Source organism: Enterococcus sp. DJ147D b, assembly GCF_058216655.1.
On record NZ_CM177104.1, the window covers coordinates 1,315,882 to 1,332,479 of the forward strand.

A 16,598-nucleotide genomic window follows, 5' to 3' on the forward strand; every position below is an offset into this window, starting at 1 on the left:
TATAATTTTTTGGCTCTTTTTCCTGCTTATGCAAAATATTCTGGATATCTTTCTACAACTGACTCTTGCTCATTCAGCATCATATGCAAATGTAAAATCGTCAAAAAACGAACTTCTTCAGGATTTTTAGCCCCCAGTGCATCAAATAATTGCTGGTGCTGGTTCGTGATAGTTTCCCAAGGCAACCCAGAAATCGTTACCCGCAACCAACGAAATCGCTCTAAATGTGTATTATGATTGTCTAACCAATTCCAAACTTCTTTGCGTTCGGCAATATCAAAACAAGTCTCATGGAACAAATTATCCGCATAGAAAAATCCACGTGCATCTTGTTCTTCAATTTTTTTTTGTTGTAAATTTAATATTTCTTGTAATCGTTGTTGTGTTTCAGGCGTTAGTTTTGTACAACATTCAACCATGATTTGCTGTTCGAGTTGCTCGCGGACAAAGCGCGCATTTTGTGCAGAAGACAGATCAATTTTTGAAATATAGGTGCCACTTTGAGGAATCGTATAAACAAGTTCTTGTTGACGTAGCTGTATCAAAGATTCACGAATAGGGGTACGACCAATATCAAGTAAGTCTTCTAAACTTTTTTCAGAAATTTTGCGTCCTGGTTCTAAATCTGAAAAAATAATTCGTTTTCTAATTTCCTGGTATGCTTGATTTTGTAAGCTATCCATCATGTTCATTCCTCCAAATCCACCATCAATATCTGTTTTATTATAGCAGAAAACCATTGAAAAGTATGTTATGTAATCAGTAGCCATTTGCTCTTACTTTTATAGAAAAGACATGTAACATGTTACGCAAAATGTAACATGTTCTTTTTGTTTTCCATTCTTTTCTTAAACTAGAAAAGCCCTTACAACTCATAAGAAAAACTAGTATGCTCAAAATGTCAAAAGAATTACTCGAGTATAAACGACAAACAATAAATAACTGAAGGAGAATGCAAGATGCAAAAACGTGACTTTATCGATACAAATGATTATTCAAGAGAAGAAGTAGAATACTTGATTGAATTGGGATTAAAATTAAAAGAATCAATTGCGAATGGGTACTATCCTCCATTATTGAAAAACAAAACGTTAGGAATGATTTTTGAGCAATCTTCTACACGTACACGTGTATCCTTTGAAACAGCTATGACACAACTAGGCGGGCACGCACAATACCTTGCACCTGGACAAATTCAATTAGGCGGACACGAAAGTCTAGGAGATACGTCTCGTGTTTTATCTCGTTTGGTAGATATTTTGATGGCTCGGGTAGAACGTCATGACTCAGTAGTTGAATTAGCCAAGACAGCAACAATTCCTGTAATCAATGGTATGAGTGATTACAATCATCCAACTCAAGAATTAGGTGACATTATCACTATGACAGAACATCTACCAGTTGGCAAAAAATTGAGTGACTGTAAAGTTGTTTTTGTCGGAGATGCAACACAGGTTTGTGTTTCTTTAATGTTTATTGCAACAAAAATGGGTATGAACTTTGTTCAATTCGGCCCAAAAGGATTTCAAATCAAACCAGAAACATTGGCTATCGGTGAAGCAAATGCAAAAATATCTGGAGGAAGCGTATTAATTACTGACGATGCTGATCTTGCGATGAAAGATGCGGACTTTGTTTATACGGATGTTTGGTATGGCTTGTATGAAGCGGAATTATCCGAAGAAGAACGAATGAATGTTTTCTATCCAAAATATCAAGTCAATGCAGACTTAATGAAAAAAGCTGCGCCACACGCTAAATTTATGCATTGTCTACCAGCTACTCGTGGTGAAGAGGTAACTGATGAAGTATTGGATGCGCCTTGCTCAGTTGTACTAGACGAAGCCGAAAACAGATTAACAGCGATGCGGGCTTTATTGGTTTACTTCTTAAATCCATACTTAAACTATGCGAGTGAAGCAGTAGCAACAACATACGATAGTGAGTTTGAGCGTCTATTACGTCAAACGAAACAATACGAACGCAAAAATTAAAGTTAGAAAGGAGCAAGGATAATGGAAAAAAAGAAGTTCCGATTATTTGACGCTGTACTCATGGCAGTTGTGGTTATCTTGGTAGTAGAGTCTGCTGCCCCCGCCGCAGCAATTGGCTCCTCACAATTTTTTTGGTGGGGGCTACTACTAATTCTATTCTTTTTACCTTATGGATTAATTTCCGCAGAGTTAGGTACCACTTATGAAGGTGATGGTGGAATTTACGATTGGGTAAAAAAAGCTTTCGGTCGCCGATGGGGTGGACGAGTTGCATGGCTTTATTGGATCAATTTTCCTATTTGGATGGCAAGTCTAGCTGTTCTTTTTCAAGAAGTCTTCTCACAAATTTTTCAAATCCAGCTTAATTTGTTCATAGCTATTGGCATCCAATTGCTCTTCATTTGGATTGTTACTTTTATTAGTTGTTATCCAGTAAGTGACAGTAAATGGATCTTAAATCTTGCTGCTTTTGCGAAAGTTGCCATTATGATTTGTCTAGGCGTTCTAGGGATTTATCATGCAGTAACGAAAGGTGTAGCAAATGATTTTTCAGGAGCAGCCTTACTTCCAAAAATGGATATTAAGAGTCTAAGTTTTCTTTCTGTCATTCTATTTAACTTTTTAGGATTTGAAGTAGTAACCACTATGGCAAGCGACATGGATAATCCGAAAAAGCAGATCCCACAATCAATTATTTACGGCGGAATACTTATTGCATTCTTTTATCTATTCGCAGCTTTTGGTATGGGAGCAGCGGTTCCTGCCGAAGAATTGTCTGCGTCAGGCGGATTAATCGATAGCTTTATCTTATTAGTCGGTGGTTTGAATCCATTTGTAGTGATTATTGGGTTATTATTTATGTATACTTTAGCTGCCAATTTGATTTCGTGGTCTTTAGGAGTGAATTATGTTGCTTTATATGCAGCAAAGAACAAAGATATGCCAGCAATTTTTGCACGTGTAAATCCTAAAAATGAAATGCCTGTCGGTGCTTCTTTACTTAACGGAATCATTGCAACCTTGCTTGTTGTCGTAGCACCAATGATTCCCAACGAAAACATCTTTTGGGCATTCTTTTCATTAAATGTTGTTGCATTATTACTGTCATATATCATGATGTTCCCGTCATTTTTAAAACTACGCAAAATAGATCCCGATACACCACGACCATTCAAGGTGCCTGGTCCAACATGGTTTCTTCGAATCATGACCTATGTTCCATTCACTTTACTAGTCTTAACTTTAATTTTCTCAGTCGTACCACTTGATAATAGTCCCGAAGAGTTTTCCGGAAAAATTCCGGTATTAATAGGTACAATTCTTGTAGCATTGATTGGTGAAATAATGATAAAACACGCAGGAAAAACGTTAGAAAAAGGAGTTCATTCTCATGAAAACAATTGATAGTACCCCGAAACAAGATGGGTTTTGGATGCCTGGCGAATTTGAAAACCATGAGGGTGTTTATATTTTATGGCCCCAACGTTCTGATAATTGGCGCAATGGTGGAAAGCCAGCGCAACAAACATTTGTTGAAGTAGCCAAAGCAATTGCTGCCTTCGAACCTGTAACCGTCGGAGCAAATCCTGACCAATATAATAATGCACGTCATTTACTACCAGAAGAAATTAGGGTAGTTGAAATTGCTAGTGATGATGCTTGGGTGCGCGACTGCGGCCCAACATTCGTCAAAAATAGTAGCGGCGAAGTCCGTGGCGTTGATTGGTCATTCAACGCATGGGGCGGATTAGAAGATGGTCTTTATTTCCCATGGGATAAAGATGATCAAGTTGCTCAAAAAATTTGTGAAATTGAACGTAAAGATCGTTATCGGCTAGATAGCTTCGTCTTGGAAGGTGGGTCAATTCACGTCGATGGGGAGGGTACCTTATTAACAACAGAAGAGTGTCTACTTTCAAATGGGCGCAATCCTCAATTGTCTAAGGAACAAATTGAACATGTTTTAAAAGAACAATTAGCTGTTGAAAAAATTATTTGGTTGAAACGTGGAATCTATCTAGACGAAACAAACGGTCACGTCGACAATATTGCTAATTTTGTTAAACCAGGTGAAGTGGTTCTTGCTTGGACAGATGATACCACTGATCCACAGTACGAGATTTCTCAAGAATGCTTGAATATTTTAGAAAATGAAACAGATGCAAAAGGGCGGAAGTTGATCGTTCATAAAATGTATGTACCAAAACCTATTACGATTACTAAAGAAGAAAGCTTAGGTGTTGATGCGGTAGCAGGCACTTTGCCGAGAGAAGAGGGTGACCGTTTAGCTGCTAGTTATGTTAATTATTATACAGCTAATGGTGGAATCGTCTTTCCATTGTTTGGTGACTCGATGGATCATGAAGCAGAAAAACTTTTAGAAAAGTTATATCCAGATCGTACAATCAGTGGAGTTCCCGCAAGAGAAATTCTTCTAGGCGGTGGTAATATTCACTGCATCACTCAACAAATACCTAGTAGCCACTGACTAAAAAATGGATAATTAATTAAATGGTTTTCAATCAAAGATTTGAGGGTTCGCGAACATTTTTGTTTCGAATCCTCGTTTTTTGCTATACTAACAGAAGAAGAGGAGTTGTCTAAATGAAAATAGAACACAGTACCCCTAAACAAGATGGCTTTCATTTGCCGGCAGAAACAGTTCCTCATGAGGAATGCTTTATGATCTGGCCAGAAAGAACTGATAATTGGCGGAATGGTGCAAAGCCCGCTCAGCTTACTTATGCAGAAGTTGCACAAGCTATTGCAAAATTCGAACCAGTAACAATGCTTGTGTCAAAGAGACAATACAAAAATGCTCGCCACTTACTTAATGAAAATATCCGTGTCTTAGAAATGAGTTCCGATGATGCATGGATCAAAGATACAGGACCAGTCTATGTCATGGATACTTTAAAAAATCTTCGTGGTGTAGACTTTCGATTCAATGCGTGGGGCGGGCTGTTAGATGGTTTGTTTTTTCCATGGGATCAAGATGATTTATTGGCAGAAAAAATATGTAATTGGCAACGATTAGATTATTATTCCCTCGCAAATTTTGTACTAGAAGGTTGCTCCATTCATAGTGACGGAGAAGGAACAATTTTTACTACTGAAGAATGTCTATTATCTGAAGGAAGAAATCCACAATTTACGAAAACACAAATCGAGGAAATTCTTTTGGAATATTGTGGAGCTCAAAAAATCATCTGGCTTCCACATGGCTTCTTTTTAGACGAAACAAATGGCGATATCGATAACTTATTGAATGTCGTTCGTCCCGGCGAGATTGTTCTTAATTGGTGTGACGATCCAGAAGACCCAATGTATGAGATTGTAAGAGAAGCTTTTATGTACTTATCGAAAGCAACAGATGCCAAAGGACGGACATTAAAAATCCATAAAATGCCTTTACCGCAAGCACTGTACATTACTGAAGAGGAAAGTCTAGGAGTTGATCCAGTAAATGGTATGCTTCCACGCTTTCCCGGAGATCGTTTAACAGCTAGCTACGTTAGTTATTACACGGCAAATCAAGGCATAATCTATCCTATATTTAACGACAATAACGATCAAAAAGCTCATAGAATACTGCAGGACTTGTATCCTGGATATGAAGTCATTGGCGTTCCTGCACGAGAGATCCTTTTAGGTGGCGGAAATATCCATTGCATTGCTCAGGCACTACCAAAACATAGAAAGTAGGATGATTATGGATTTCTATGAAATTGTTAATTCCCATCTAGCAGAACTTACGAAAAATGAACGAGTTTTGTTTGATTATGTTATTTCAAACTTAAATGTAATTAAAAATAAAAGCATTAGAGAAGTTTCTGAAGAATGTTTTGTTTCAACCACAACTTTTTTACGTTTTGTTAGAAAAATAGGCTTTAGTGGTTATAGTGAATTTTCAACAGTTATCAAATATACCTTATTAACCAAAAATGACGTTCCTCAACAAACTCCATTTGTAGTTTCTCAAAAAGATTATCGGGAAGAATACTTGAAAAATTTAATTGAATCCGTTCGTGTAATGGATAGTGACAAGATTAAAAAAATTGTTTTGACTATGCAGGAAAAACCAAAGATTTTTTTGTTTGCTAAGGGAATGAGTAAAGAAATTATGGGTTATATCAAATATCTCTATACTACAGCGGGATTTTTTGTCATCTTTCCAGAGGATCAGCAAACAAGAACAATTGCTTTGCAGCAAGCTGAATCAAAAGACCTGGTCTTTGTTTTTAGTTATCGTGGTGAGGACAACGAGTTGATTACTCTGATTAGAAAATTAAAAGAACAGTCACATCCTTTTATTGTATCGATCACTGGTGCCGATAATAACCTGATGCAAAATACAAGTGATATCAATCTCTACTTATTCACGGACGAACTGTACCTGAATCAACTAAATCTTACTTCTCATATCTCAATGATTGCCTTGATGGAACTGTTGCTTTATCAATATATCGAAGGCTGCGACCCACAGGACTATCATCTGGTGTTTCGTTGAATCAACTACCTTTAGAGCTTAGAACAATGTGTTCTTTGTGTCTATAGGTAGTTTCTTTTTTGGCAAAAAGTTTCAGTTTTTTTTGATAAAAAGACCTTTTCTTGGTACAAACTACCAATTTTCAGTCGTTCGCTTACCAAAGAATCATTTTCATGGTTGAATGGAGTCACAACAGTTCAAGGAAAGGGAATTTTAAACAAAAGGGTGAACAATATGAAGTTAGCAATAATTGGTTCAGGAAAAATTGTACAAGACTTTTTAACAATTACAAAAGACTTACCACAAATCGAATTAGAAGCAATCGTCGGAACAACAAGAAGTAAAGAGACATTAGGAGAACTTAAAAAAATATATGGAATCAAGAACTATTTTACCGATTACGAACAATGTTTACGAGAGGATACGATCGATGCCGTTTATATTGCGGTTCCTAATCATTTACATTTCTCTTTTACAAAAAAAGCACTATTAGCTGGCAAGCACGTCATTTGTGAAAAACCATTTACTACTGATTACCAACAATTTTTAGAACTAAAACAGTTGGCAGAAAGCAAACAAAAAATCCTGCTTGAAGCAATTACAAACCAATACTTGGAAAATTACTTGGAAATCAAGAAGAAACTATCTTCATTAGGAGATATCAAGCTAATTGAATGCAATTATTCTCAATATTCTTCACGATATGATGCTTTTAAAAACGGAGAGATTGCTCCAGTTTTTGATGCTCAAAAAGGCGGGGGAGCATTGATGGATCTTAATATTTACAATATCCATTTTGTTGTGGGACTATTAGGAAAGCCACTGGGAGTCCATTACTTCCCTCATATGGAAAACCAGATTGATACTTCTGGAATTTTAGTCTTGCAATATAAGGAATATCAAGCAGTTTGTATTGCAGCTAAGAATTCTGATGCACCTGTTCGCTCAGTTATTCAAGGTGAAACTAGGTCGATCATAGTTGACAGCCCTACAAATGTTCTAACTTCTTTCGGTATCTATCAAAATAACCAACTTTTAGAAACGATCTCTGTGAATAGTCACCCGCACAGAATGTATCAAGAATTTGTTACGTTTGAGCAACTAATTCAAAACAAAGATTTTGTTTCCATGCAAAAAAGATTAAAGCATAGTGAATCTGTGATGTGGATCATTGATCAGGCAAAAACATCAACGCAATCCTAAAATTTGATCATCTAATTAAATTTTTTCACTGCAAATAAAAACTATCCATATCAAAAAGAAAATTTCCGATAACTTAGATAAAACAGAATTTTCCATTTTTGTTGGCAGCGATGTTAAGAAACAAACGCTTTACAATAAAGAAGATGATCTACTTTTAGGGGACATTCTTGTTTCTACAGGTAGTCATTTATTTATGGTAGACATAAAAAAGAGTAAAAAAAAACCATCCAAACTTGGATGGTTTTTTTTTACTCTTTTTTGATTACTTCACGCTGTTCTTTTTTTAGATGCAGTGGAATTTCTTTTACTTTTAGAATATCTAAGAAGAAAGTAAATATCGGAATACCGACAATTAATCCCCAGACTCCAAACAGGCGTTCACTTACTAATAATACGATGAAGGTATAAAAAATCGGTAACTCTGTTTTACTAGACATCAATTTAGGATTCAACACATAAGACTCAATCAAGTGGACAATCAAGATCGTGACCAAAATATAAACCACATCTTTGATTCCCCCTTGTGAATAGGCAATAAACGATAATGGAATACAAGAGATGATCACACCTGCTACCGGAATCAAACTCAAAATAAAAATCATGATTGCTAAGCTTGGTAATTGAGTGAATCCAAATGCAGCTAAAGCAATAGTCGTAATGACAGTATTTAAGATAGCAATCACAAATTGCGCCTCTAAAACTAAACCAAACGTATTAACAAATTTATCTGCGAAATAATAAATGTCTTGAAAAAACCAAGCAAATTCACTTTTTAAAAAGAGTCGAGAAAAAAGAACCGTTTTTTTCTTTTCAATCATAAAAAAGAAACTCAAAATAAAGGACATTGCAAATGCTACAGCCAGTTTCCCAACGTCTTGCAGATAGCCAATAGCAATTGATGCACCATTTTGTAATTGTTCAAAAAAATCATTGCGTTCAATATAATTCTGAACATACGTTAATAGTGGATTATCGTCTTTTGGCTGCTGCTCATAGAAGTGAATGACTGAACCAACCATATCAAAAGTCTGATGGATCAAAACAGGAATATACTTCGTTAGTGCCAGATAAATCAAATAAACTACTATTGAATAAATGACTACTGTTAGTGCAGCAGTAGGAATCTTAATAAAACGTTGGATAATCTGAACAAGGTGAATCATTAAATAAGTAAAGATAAATGTGAGCAAAACCGTCGTAATCATTGCTCTGGATAAAAAAAGTAGTAAGATAACTGAAAGTAAAACAGTCAACCTACGAATTTTTTCGTTTGCCAAAAACCGTTGGTAAAAAGACAATCACACAACCTCCTAAAAAAAATACTCGTAACAAATTCATTATAGAATGAACAAACTTAAAAAGAAAACTGTTAAAAGTAAGATTAGGTACTTTCTTATCAATTCCTTAGTAACATCCAAAAAAGAAAGGGTTTACATATTTAAGAGTTGTGTCATACTACTAAAGAGATATAAATATATGAATCAGAGGTGCAAATAAAATGGCAAAATTAACAGATTCCTTATCAATTTCTCCAGAAAGAGGAGTATCAATTGACATTGGACGCAAATTTTATTCATCAAGCTTTTTGAAAAACTTACTTGATTACATGTCATCGCTCAAAATGAATGCATTACAGCTTCATTTTTCGGACAACGAAGGATTTCGAATTGAATGTGAAACTGTGCCAGAACTAACTTCAACTCACTTTTTGACAAAAGTAGAAATCAAAGAATTAATTGCTTATGCTAAAAAAATTGGGATTGAAATTATTCCGGAGTTCGATAGCCCCGGACACTTGAAACGTTTACTTAGCATCTATCCAGAATGGCAGATAGAACGTTTAGGGGAAGATTCAGATGTATTTCCTGCAAATCGAGCCATAGATATTACAAACCAACAAGCAATCAACAAAGTCAAAGAAATTATCACAGAATATTTAGAACTATTTCCTGATTCTCGTTATTTCCACTTAGGAGCAGACGAGTATATTAGTTTTGATGAATTGGCCCGTTATCCTCAATTAACAAGAAAAGCAGAAGAAATTTATCAAGATGCCAGCAGAGCTTATGACTTATTTATTGATTATATCAACGATCTAGCTGACTTGATTGAGTCAGCTGGCAAAACTGCCCGTATTTGGAATGATGGTGTTTACAAAAAGAACCAAAGAATGAAGAGCACACTGAAAAAAACGATCCAAATCACTTATTGGACAAATTACAGTGAGCAAATGGCAGATGTCCAAACTTTTTTCAATGAAGGTCATCAAGTATTGAATTTCAATGATAATTATTTTTATTTTGTGTTAGGAGAAGGGGCTGGCTACCGTTATCCTACTGAAGATAAAATAAAAAACGAGTGGAATCCAATGATTTTTTCTGGCAACCAACACATTACACGAGAACAACTAACTAAAGTGACTGGAACTTATTTTGCCATCTGGTGTGACTATCCAAATGCTCTGACGGAAGAAGAGGTTATGGAGAAAATCAAAGAACCTTTGAAGGCTCAACAAGCCGTTCTTGAGAATTACTCTTTGAGGTAATTTATTTGCCATCAAAATAACACAGGACAAACAGATTCTGCAATTCCATTTATAACTTTTTTTTATAGAAACTATAAAAAATATCATCTTAACAAATGTAAAATATCATCATATAATTTTCATGAAAAGAAAATAAAATATGAAAAGGGACGATTATATATGATGAAAACAAGTAGAAAAGTTGTGATTGTAGGTACTGGATTTGTTGGAACAAGTATAGCCTATGCCATGATCAATCAAGGTATCACCAACGAATTAGTGTTGATTGATGTTAACCAAGAAAAAGCTGAAGGAGAAGCGCTTGATTTACTTGATGGTATGGCATGGGGAGAAGAAAATATTGCAGTTAAATCTGGTGACTATACAGAATGTGCAGATGCTAATCTAGTAGTAATCACTGCGGGAATCAACCAAAAACCAGGGCAATCTCGTTTAGATTTAGTTCAAACAAATGCAAGTATCATGCGTGACATTGTGAGACAAATTATGGAGTCTGGATTTGATGGTGTTCTTGTAATTGCTTCAAATCCTGTTGACATTTTGACTTATATTGCTTGGCAAGCCTCAGGATTACCACATAACCGCGTGGTTGGTACTGGAACAACATTAGATACAACACGTTTTAGAAAAGAAATTGCATTAAAATTGGAGATTGATCCAAGAAGTGTTCATGGTTATGTTATGGGAGAACATGGGGATTCAGAAGTTGCTGCTTGGTCACATACAACGGTAGGCGGGAAACCCATTCTTGAAATCGTTGAAGTAGATCACAGATTAACTAAAGATGATCTAACAATTATTGCCGAAAAAGTTAAGAATGCTGCTTATGAAATCATTGATCGCAAAAAAGCGACCTACTATGGAATCGGGATGAGCACTACACGAATTGTAAAAGCAATTTTGAATAATGAACAAGCAGTATTACCAATTTCGGCTTATTTGGCAGGACAATATGGACAAAAAAATATTTTTACTGGAGTACCAGCTATCGTAGATGAAAATGGAGTTCGTGAAATTGTTGAGTTGGCTATCACTGACGAAGAACAACGATTGTTTAATCAGTCTGTATCTGAATTAAAAGAAGTATTAAGTACTGTCGAATAATTGTAAAAAACGGCATGAAGGAAGAGCAATCACTCTTCCTTTTTTTAATTATGGTATTCTTTCAAGAGCCCTTTTTGTAGAAGCTCTTGTTTATCTTTAAGATTCATTACATTTTTTTGAAAGTCCTGTGCGTACATAACTGAATATAGGGTATTCAATACATAATCAAATGCAATCTGCGAGGAAAAAGTAGCAACCTTTGCAAAATCATATTCATCTTGAGAAACGACTAAACTCATTGAGGCTTTTTTAGCCATTTCAGAATGTTCGTTTCCTGTAATAAGTAAAGAAGGGGTACCAACATGATTCAAGTAAGTGAGAATCCGTTCGTAATGATGAATTCGACCACTATAGCTGATAAAGATTGCACAATCGTTTTTCATCAGGTTAGCAGCATTCCATGAAGAATCACTGTACTCTTCAGCAAGGATCAAAAATTTATTGAGCTTGACTAACTTATTTTGAAATTTCCTTGCAGTAATCTGTGAGTCACCTTTTGCAAATAAAAAAATTCTATTTGCTCGATTCAGCATTGTAGCTATCCTATCCAATTCTTGTCCCTCAATTTGCAATTGTGCTTTTTTTATCGTTTGAACAGTAAGATCTGCCATTTTTTTCGCAATCAATTGCGCATTATCTTCATGTGAAAATGGAAAATTTGGATCAATCACATGATTGAACTGAGCAACTAATTGATGGACTTCACGTCCTAATTCAAATCGAAATTCTTTAAATCCAGTGTAACCCATTTTTTTACATAAACGAATGATCGCTGAGTGAGATGTATATGTAGCTTTTGCCAGTTCCTCAATTGTTAAATACACAGCTTCTTCAAAATTTAATCGGATATAATCTGCAATCCGTTTTTCTGTAGTAGTAAATGTCTCTTGTTTGGTTAATTTATCTTCAATCAACATGCCTCCAACCTCCTAACGTCTCTATCATCTTACTAACAAACGGCAATGTTGGCTACTGATTATCATAAATTGGTACTTTTTTTCAAAAAAAGGTTAATTTTTAGCTGAAATTAGGACATTTTTACCAAAATGCGTGTGTACTGAGACTTTAAACACAGTTTTCAGTATACTTGGCGTATCAACTATATAGGAGGATTATTTATGTTAACAATTGCTTATCTAGGAAATGGGAAGAGTACAAATCGTTATCATTTACCTTTTTCTAGAAAACTATCAGACAAAATCAGAATCAAAAAAATCTACTCGCCAAGTGAACCCGTTTGGGAAACTTTTGATGATATCGAATACACTGCAGAGCTAGATGAATTATGGAACGATTCTGAGATTCAGTTAGTCGTTATCACTACGCCTAGTCAATTTCATTATGAGTATGGAAAACTCGCATTAGAGCATGGCAAAAATGTTTTAGTTGAAAAACCTTTTGCAGAAACTTCAAAAGAGGCAAAAGAGCTCTTTTCTTTGGCTAAAGAAAAAGGTCTATTTATTCAGTGCTATCAGAATAGACGTTTTGATTCAGATTTTTTGACTGTACAAAAGGTAATTGAAAGTGGCAAGTTAGGAGATATTTTAGAAATTGAAATGCATTATGACTATTTCCGACCAGAAATCCCCGAAAACGCTACTACTTTTTCTACAGCAAACAGCTATCTTTATGGGCATGCTTGCCACACGGTCGATCAGGTTCTTTCTTACTTTGGTGAACCCGATGATATTCATTATGATGTTCGCCAACTGTTAGGAAAAGGTCGTATGAATGATTATTTTGATCTGGATTTTTTCTACGGATCAATGAAAATCTCAGTAAAATCAAGTTATTTCAGAATCAAAGAACGTCCTAGCTTTACTGTCTATGGGAAAAAAGGAATGTTTGTCAAACAAACGAAGGATCGTCAAGAAGAACATTTGAAAATGTTCTATATGCCAGACAACGCTGATTTTGGGATAGATTTGCCGGAACATTATGGTGTTTTAACCTACATGGATGACAATAATGTTTATCATGAAGAAAAGGTTATTTCAGAGATAGGCGATTATAGCCGTGTATATGCAGGTATTTACGAGACATTAATCAACGGTGAAGAAAAAATCGTTAAAGATGAAGAAACTATTTTACAAATGCAGATTTTAGAAGAAGGTATCCGTTCTATCCAAGAAAACGAAGAGAAAGTATAACAGCTTTATCCCAAAATCAAAATGAAAGTGATCCTTTTTGACAGTCCTTTTATTCTTAGGTAAGATAAATAAGAAAACATGAGAACTTTCTGGAGGGACAAATCTATGACTAATTATGATGGAGAAAAAGGAAAACGACTAAGAGGTTCAATGGCACCAAAAACAGATGATGAAGTAGCTTTAGCTGGTACTAATTCTGGCGAAACAGAAAATAAACAAGAAGCATTATCTGGCACTAACTCTGGAGAAGAAAAAACCGTTGCGTTATCTGGATCAAATGCAGTTGAAGATGACACAAAAGAGGAACCAAACAAACTCGAAGAAGCAGTTGAAGAGGTCATAGCCGACGTAAAAGAAAAATTTGAAGAATTGACATCCAAAGATAATCATTCTAAATAAACGAAAAAGACAAGGACTAAAATCGAGCGCCTTGTCTTTTTTCTTCGTTTCTTACGCTAATAATTAAATTTGATTTCTCTCGCGTTTTGCTAAATAGGGCATAACGAACCCTAAACCAATCAAAACAACAATCCCAACAATGTTGATGATTAATTCATGCCAAAAAAGTGATGAACCAAAAGCGGCATCCTGTGGTAAAACACCAAAAAGAGTGGCAATCATGGTGACAGCAAAACACCAGACACCAACAGTAACAGCAAATCGATCATTTTTGATAAACACGTAATCTGATTGGTATTTTTGACTATTTAAACGGATTTTGATAAAGGCAAAGAAAATCCAACAAGTCACACCTGGAGAGATAATTCCGTTCAAATTTAACAACCAATTAAAAATATCATTCATTTCCGGTAAGAAAACACCTAGTAGTAGAATAAAGGCACTTAATGAAGTCGTCAAAATATAGCCATTAATTGGTAGCCCGTCTTCATTTAATTTCGTTAATTTTTTAGGCATGAATTCTTTTCCTGTATCTGAGATAAGCATCCTTGTCATAGCATCAAGCAAAACAGCAAGAAGAGCACACATATAAATGATTTGTGTCACCGCAAAAATATACATCAGACTATTTCCCAAGTGGAAAAATTCACCCAAACGTTGAAAAGCATAATAAGAACCATTCATCTTCAGATTATTAGGTAGGTGGTGCGCATCAAAGAATACACCCAACGAAAAGGAACCGAAAACGGTCAAGAAAATGGTCATAACAGTTAACATAATCATTGCTTTAGGAAATTCTTTCTTCGGTTTACGCATTCGAGTAACAAAAGGTGCAACTAATTCTGCTCCATTAATTGCATAAATCAGTAACCCGATTGTTGTTAAATAATGTAAATCGAATTTTGGTAAAATTGTTTTAATATTCATTGGTTGTGTTTCAATATGTCCATTTGGCATAAAAAGGGAAGTGAAAGTCATAATAACGAATAGAATCGTCATCACGAACATAGCACCACCACCAATTGTACTTAGAACTTCTAAAGATTTCTTAAAATGTCTTTGCAAGAAGATAAATGTCAAAAAAATGACAAATGTCAATAAAGCAAATAACGAATTAGACATCTTGTCTTCCATTGAATCATCTCCGTTGATCAACCAACCAAAACCAACTACCACTGCGTTTGCCGTATCAACAACGTAGGGGATTGAAGCAGCCCAGTAAGTCCATGCTGTAAAATAGCCCAACTTATCACCACTTGTACCACGAACCCATGAACTCAAACCGCCACCTTCATGATTAAAGACAGACCCTAACTGACCAACCATCAATGAATAGGGAACAACGTATAGTGCTAACAAAATAACCCATGAAGTAATAACACCCATGCCTTGATTAGCAAAATTATAAATAATGTCATCAAATCCAATAACCGTAACAAAAGACATCAATGCCAACACGGGCCACGAAATAAAATTTTTCTTTTCTTCCATACAAACATAACCTCCAACAAGTATTATAATCTTATTTTTCTGAAAATAATATGAAAGACAATCGGTGTTTCACTTAAAATATAGCGAAAGAACACAAAGAGAACTAAAAAAACAATCAATTAGTTTAAAACTAACAAACTCTAGTAACTATTGGTAAGAATAATCTCAAAAATACTTATCAAAAATTTAGATGAAATCAAAAGTTTTTTCAGCATTGAGTAAAGTAACAATATACACAACAAGATTAACCATATAAAATAAAAAGTAATTCTTTTATAGAAACAAGATTACAATACAAAATTATTTTTAGTAGTTGTGTAAATATCAGAAATAATATAAAAATTCATGCAAAATAATTTTTAAATGTTGCATCTGTAATGAATTGCTAAAATTGATACCAAAACAGCAAATATTTGATTAAGAGAGTGGCTCATATTCTCACAATCTACTTTGTATAATATATATTATGTAAACTAAAATAAATTTAAAAATAAGTTCTCTCTATTGTACCTCTCTTTCTTACCAATTAAGTCATTATTCGTATCGATTGATGTTCTTTATCTTTTTATACGCAAAATACAGCAAAAATTATTTTTTTGTAACAATTATTCATCCGTAAAGGTAAATTAGCTTGGAACTAAATATTTTTCTGGAAAATCCACTCAAATCACGGGAATTCGTAGCTAATATTGACATTTATTCGTAAGATAAACACAAGATTCGCTCTACGTAGTTCACAAGTAGCTCATAAATAGGTTAAAACGCTTTGTATAATAGTGAATTTATTTATAAAGTTGTAAAACACATTTAACATATAAATAATATCTAAATTTGAACCTTTATCAATTTTTTTGAGCAATAAACAATCATTTCAGAGGAATCATAGATCAATGATTCCTCTGAAATGTCTAATAAAATTAAATCTTTTTTTAAAAAGTAGCTATCAATTGATGAAAAAGTTGCGTGACTACAGGTAAGAAATAAATTACGCCTGCAGCTCCAAGTACTAAAAATAGCTGCTTTTTTTGCTTTTTATGTTTCAACATACTTGTTGTTTCATGGAAAAAATATAAGATACTTTTTGCTAACGCTGTGACTGTCGATAAAACCAGAGTTGGTGAATAAGCTGTTTGCTTTTCTGGAGTGACAGTTAATAACTTTATCCCATAATTAGATAATTTAGTAATGAATGAATTTTCCGCAAAAATGGTACCTCTTATCTT

Annotated in this window: 15 protein-coding genes; 10 read left to right on the forward strand and 5 right to left on the reverse strand. The window is 34.7% G+C overall.

Translation table 11 applies throughout. The features are described from left to right. Positions 1-26 precede the first annotated feature (26 nt). Entirely contained in the window at positions 27-686 is a 660-nt protein-coding gene (locus AC4BD1_RS06295; RefSeq protein WP_490485332.1) for a GntR family transcriptional regulator, read from the reverse strand. Between the two features lie 273 nt (positions 687-959). Here AC4BD1_RS06295 and ptcA point away from each other — a divergent pair, with 273 nt between their 5' ends. From ptcA to AC4BD1_RS06325, 6 genes are all read left to right on the forward strand, one after another. Continuing rightward, on the forward strand, positions 960-1,994 hold the full coding sequence (gene ptcA, locus AC4BD1_RS06300) for a putrescine carbamoyltransferase (protein WP_490466076.1): 1,035 nt from the start codon (positions 960-962) through the stop codon (positions 1,992-1,994). 18 nt (positions 1,995-2,012) lie between these two features. Continuing rightward, on the forward strand, positions 2,013-3,398 hold the full coding sequence (locus tag AC4BD1_RS06305; RefSeq protein WP_490467296.1) for an APC family permease: 1,386 nt from the start codon (positions 2,013-2,015) through the stop codon (positions 3,396-3,398). Further along, positions 3,385-4,482: an agmatine deiminase gene (gene aguA, locus AC4BD1_RS06310; protein ID WP_490466077.1), complete on the forward strand. Its 1,098-nt coding sequence runs from the start codon at positions 3,385-3,387 to the stop codon at positions 4,480-4,482. Before AC4BD1_RS06305 ends, aguA (AC4BD1_RS06310) begins: the two co-directional genes overlap by 14 nt. Positions 4,483-4,598: 116 nt before the next feature. Then, the gene (gene aguA / locus AC4BD1_RS06315) at positions 4,599-5,699 is read left to right on the forward strand and encodes an agmatine deiminase (protein WP_490485333.1); all 1,101 of its coding nucleotides are present in this window, start codon (positions 4,599-4,601) and stop codon (positions 5,697-5,699) included. Positions 5,700-5,706: 7 nt separating this feature from the next. Continuing rightward, positions 5,707-6,504: a MurR/RpiR family transcriptional regulator gene (locus AC4BD1_RS06320; RefSeq protein WP_206907936.1), complete on the forward strand. Its 798-nt coding sequence runs from the start codon at positions 5,707-5,709 to the stop codon at positions 6,502-6,504. 213 nt (positions 6,505-6,717) lie between these two features. Then, complete coding sequence (locus AC4BD1_RS06325) at positions 6,718-7,686, forward strand: Gfo/Idh/MocA family protein (RefSeq protein ID WP_490485334.1); 969 nt, start codon at positions 6,718-6,720, stop codon at positions 7,684-7,686. Between the two features lie 248 nt (positions 7,687-7,934). Here AC4BD1_RS06325 and AC4BD1_RS06330 read toward each other — a convergent pair whose 3' ends face one another. Beyond that, complete coding sequence (locus AC4BD1_RS06330; RefSeq protein WP_206907939.1) at positions 7,935-8,984, reverse strand: AI-2E family transporter; 1,050 nt, start codon at positions 8,982-8,984, stop codon at positions 7,935-7,937. A 200-nt stretch (positions 8,985-9,184) separates the two neighbouring features. Here AC4BD1_RS06330 and AC4BD1_RS06335 point away from each other — a divergent pair, with 200 nt between their 5' ends. Both AC4BD1_RS06335 and AC4BD1_RS06340 read left to right on the forward strand, forming a co-directional pair. Continuing rightward, positions 9,185-10,231: a beta-N-acetylhexosaminidase gene (locus AC4BD1_RS06335; protein ID WP_490466080.1), complete on the forward strand. Its 1,047-nt coding sequence runs from the start codon at positions 9,185-9,187 to the stop codon at positions 10,229-10,231. A 159-nt stretch (positions 10,232-10,390) separates the two neighbouring features. After that, complete coding sequence (locus AC4BD1_RS06340; RefSeq protein ID WP_206907943.1) at positions 10,391-11,335, forward strand: L-lactate dehydrogenase; 945 nt, start codon at positions 10,391-10,393, stop codon at positions 11,333-11,335. 44 nt (positions 11,336-11,379) lie between these two features. Here AC4BD1_RS06340 and AC4BD1_RS06345 read toward each other — a convergent pair whose 3' ends face one another. After that, complete coding sequence (locus tag AC4BD1_RS06345; protein ID WP_490466081.1) at positions 11,380-12,252, reverse strand: MurR/RpiR family transcriptional regulator; 873 nt, start codon at positions 12,250-12,252, stop codon at positions 11,380-11,382. Positions 12,253-12,453: 201 nt separating this feature from the next. On the opposite strand from AC4BD1_RS06345, the gene AC4BD1_RS06350 reads away from it, so the two are divergent. Both AC4BD1_RS06350 and AC4BD1_RS06355 read left to right on the forward strand, forming a co-directional pair. Next, positions 12,454-13,485 carry a Gfo/Idh/MocA family oxidoreductase gene (locus tag AC4BD1_RS06350; protein WP_206907947.1) on the forward strand — a complete coding sequence of 344 codons (1,032 nt, stop codon included), beginning with the start codon at positions 12,454-12,456 and terminating at the stop codon, positions 13,483-13,485. 105 nt (positions 13,486-13,590) lie between these two features. Further along, entirely contained in the window at positions 13,591-13,884 is a 294-nt protein-coding gene (locus AC4BD1_RS06355; protein ID WP_490485335.1) for an rRNA processing protein, read from the forward strand. A gap of 63 nt (positions 13,885-13,947) precedes the next feature. Here the strand turns inward: AC4BD1_RS06355 and AC4BD1_RS06360 are convergent, their stop codons facing one another. Together AC4BD1_RS06360 and AC4BD1_RS06365 are read right to left on the reverse strand one after the other, a co-directional pair. Continuing rightward, positions 13,948-15,375 carry an amino acid permease gene (locus AC4BD1_RS06360; RefSeq protein WP_206907950.1) on the reverse strand — a complete coding sequence of 476 codons (1,428 nt, stop codon included), beginning with the start codon at positions 15,373-15,375 and terminating at the stop codon, positions 13,948-13,950. Positions 15,376-16,304: 929 nt separating this feature from the next. Further along, positions 16,305-16,595: a hypothetical protein gene (locus AC4BD1_RS06365; protein WP_490486021.1), complete on the reverse strand. Its 291-nt coding sequence runs from the start codon at positions 16,593-16,595 to the stop codon at positions 16,305-16,307. Positions 16,596-16,598 lie beyond the last annotated feature (3 nt).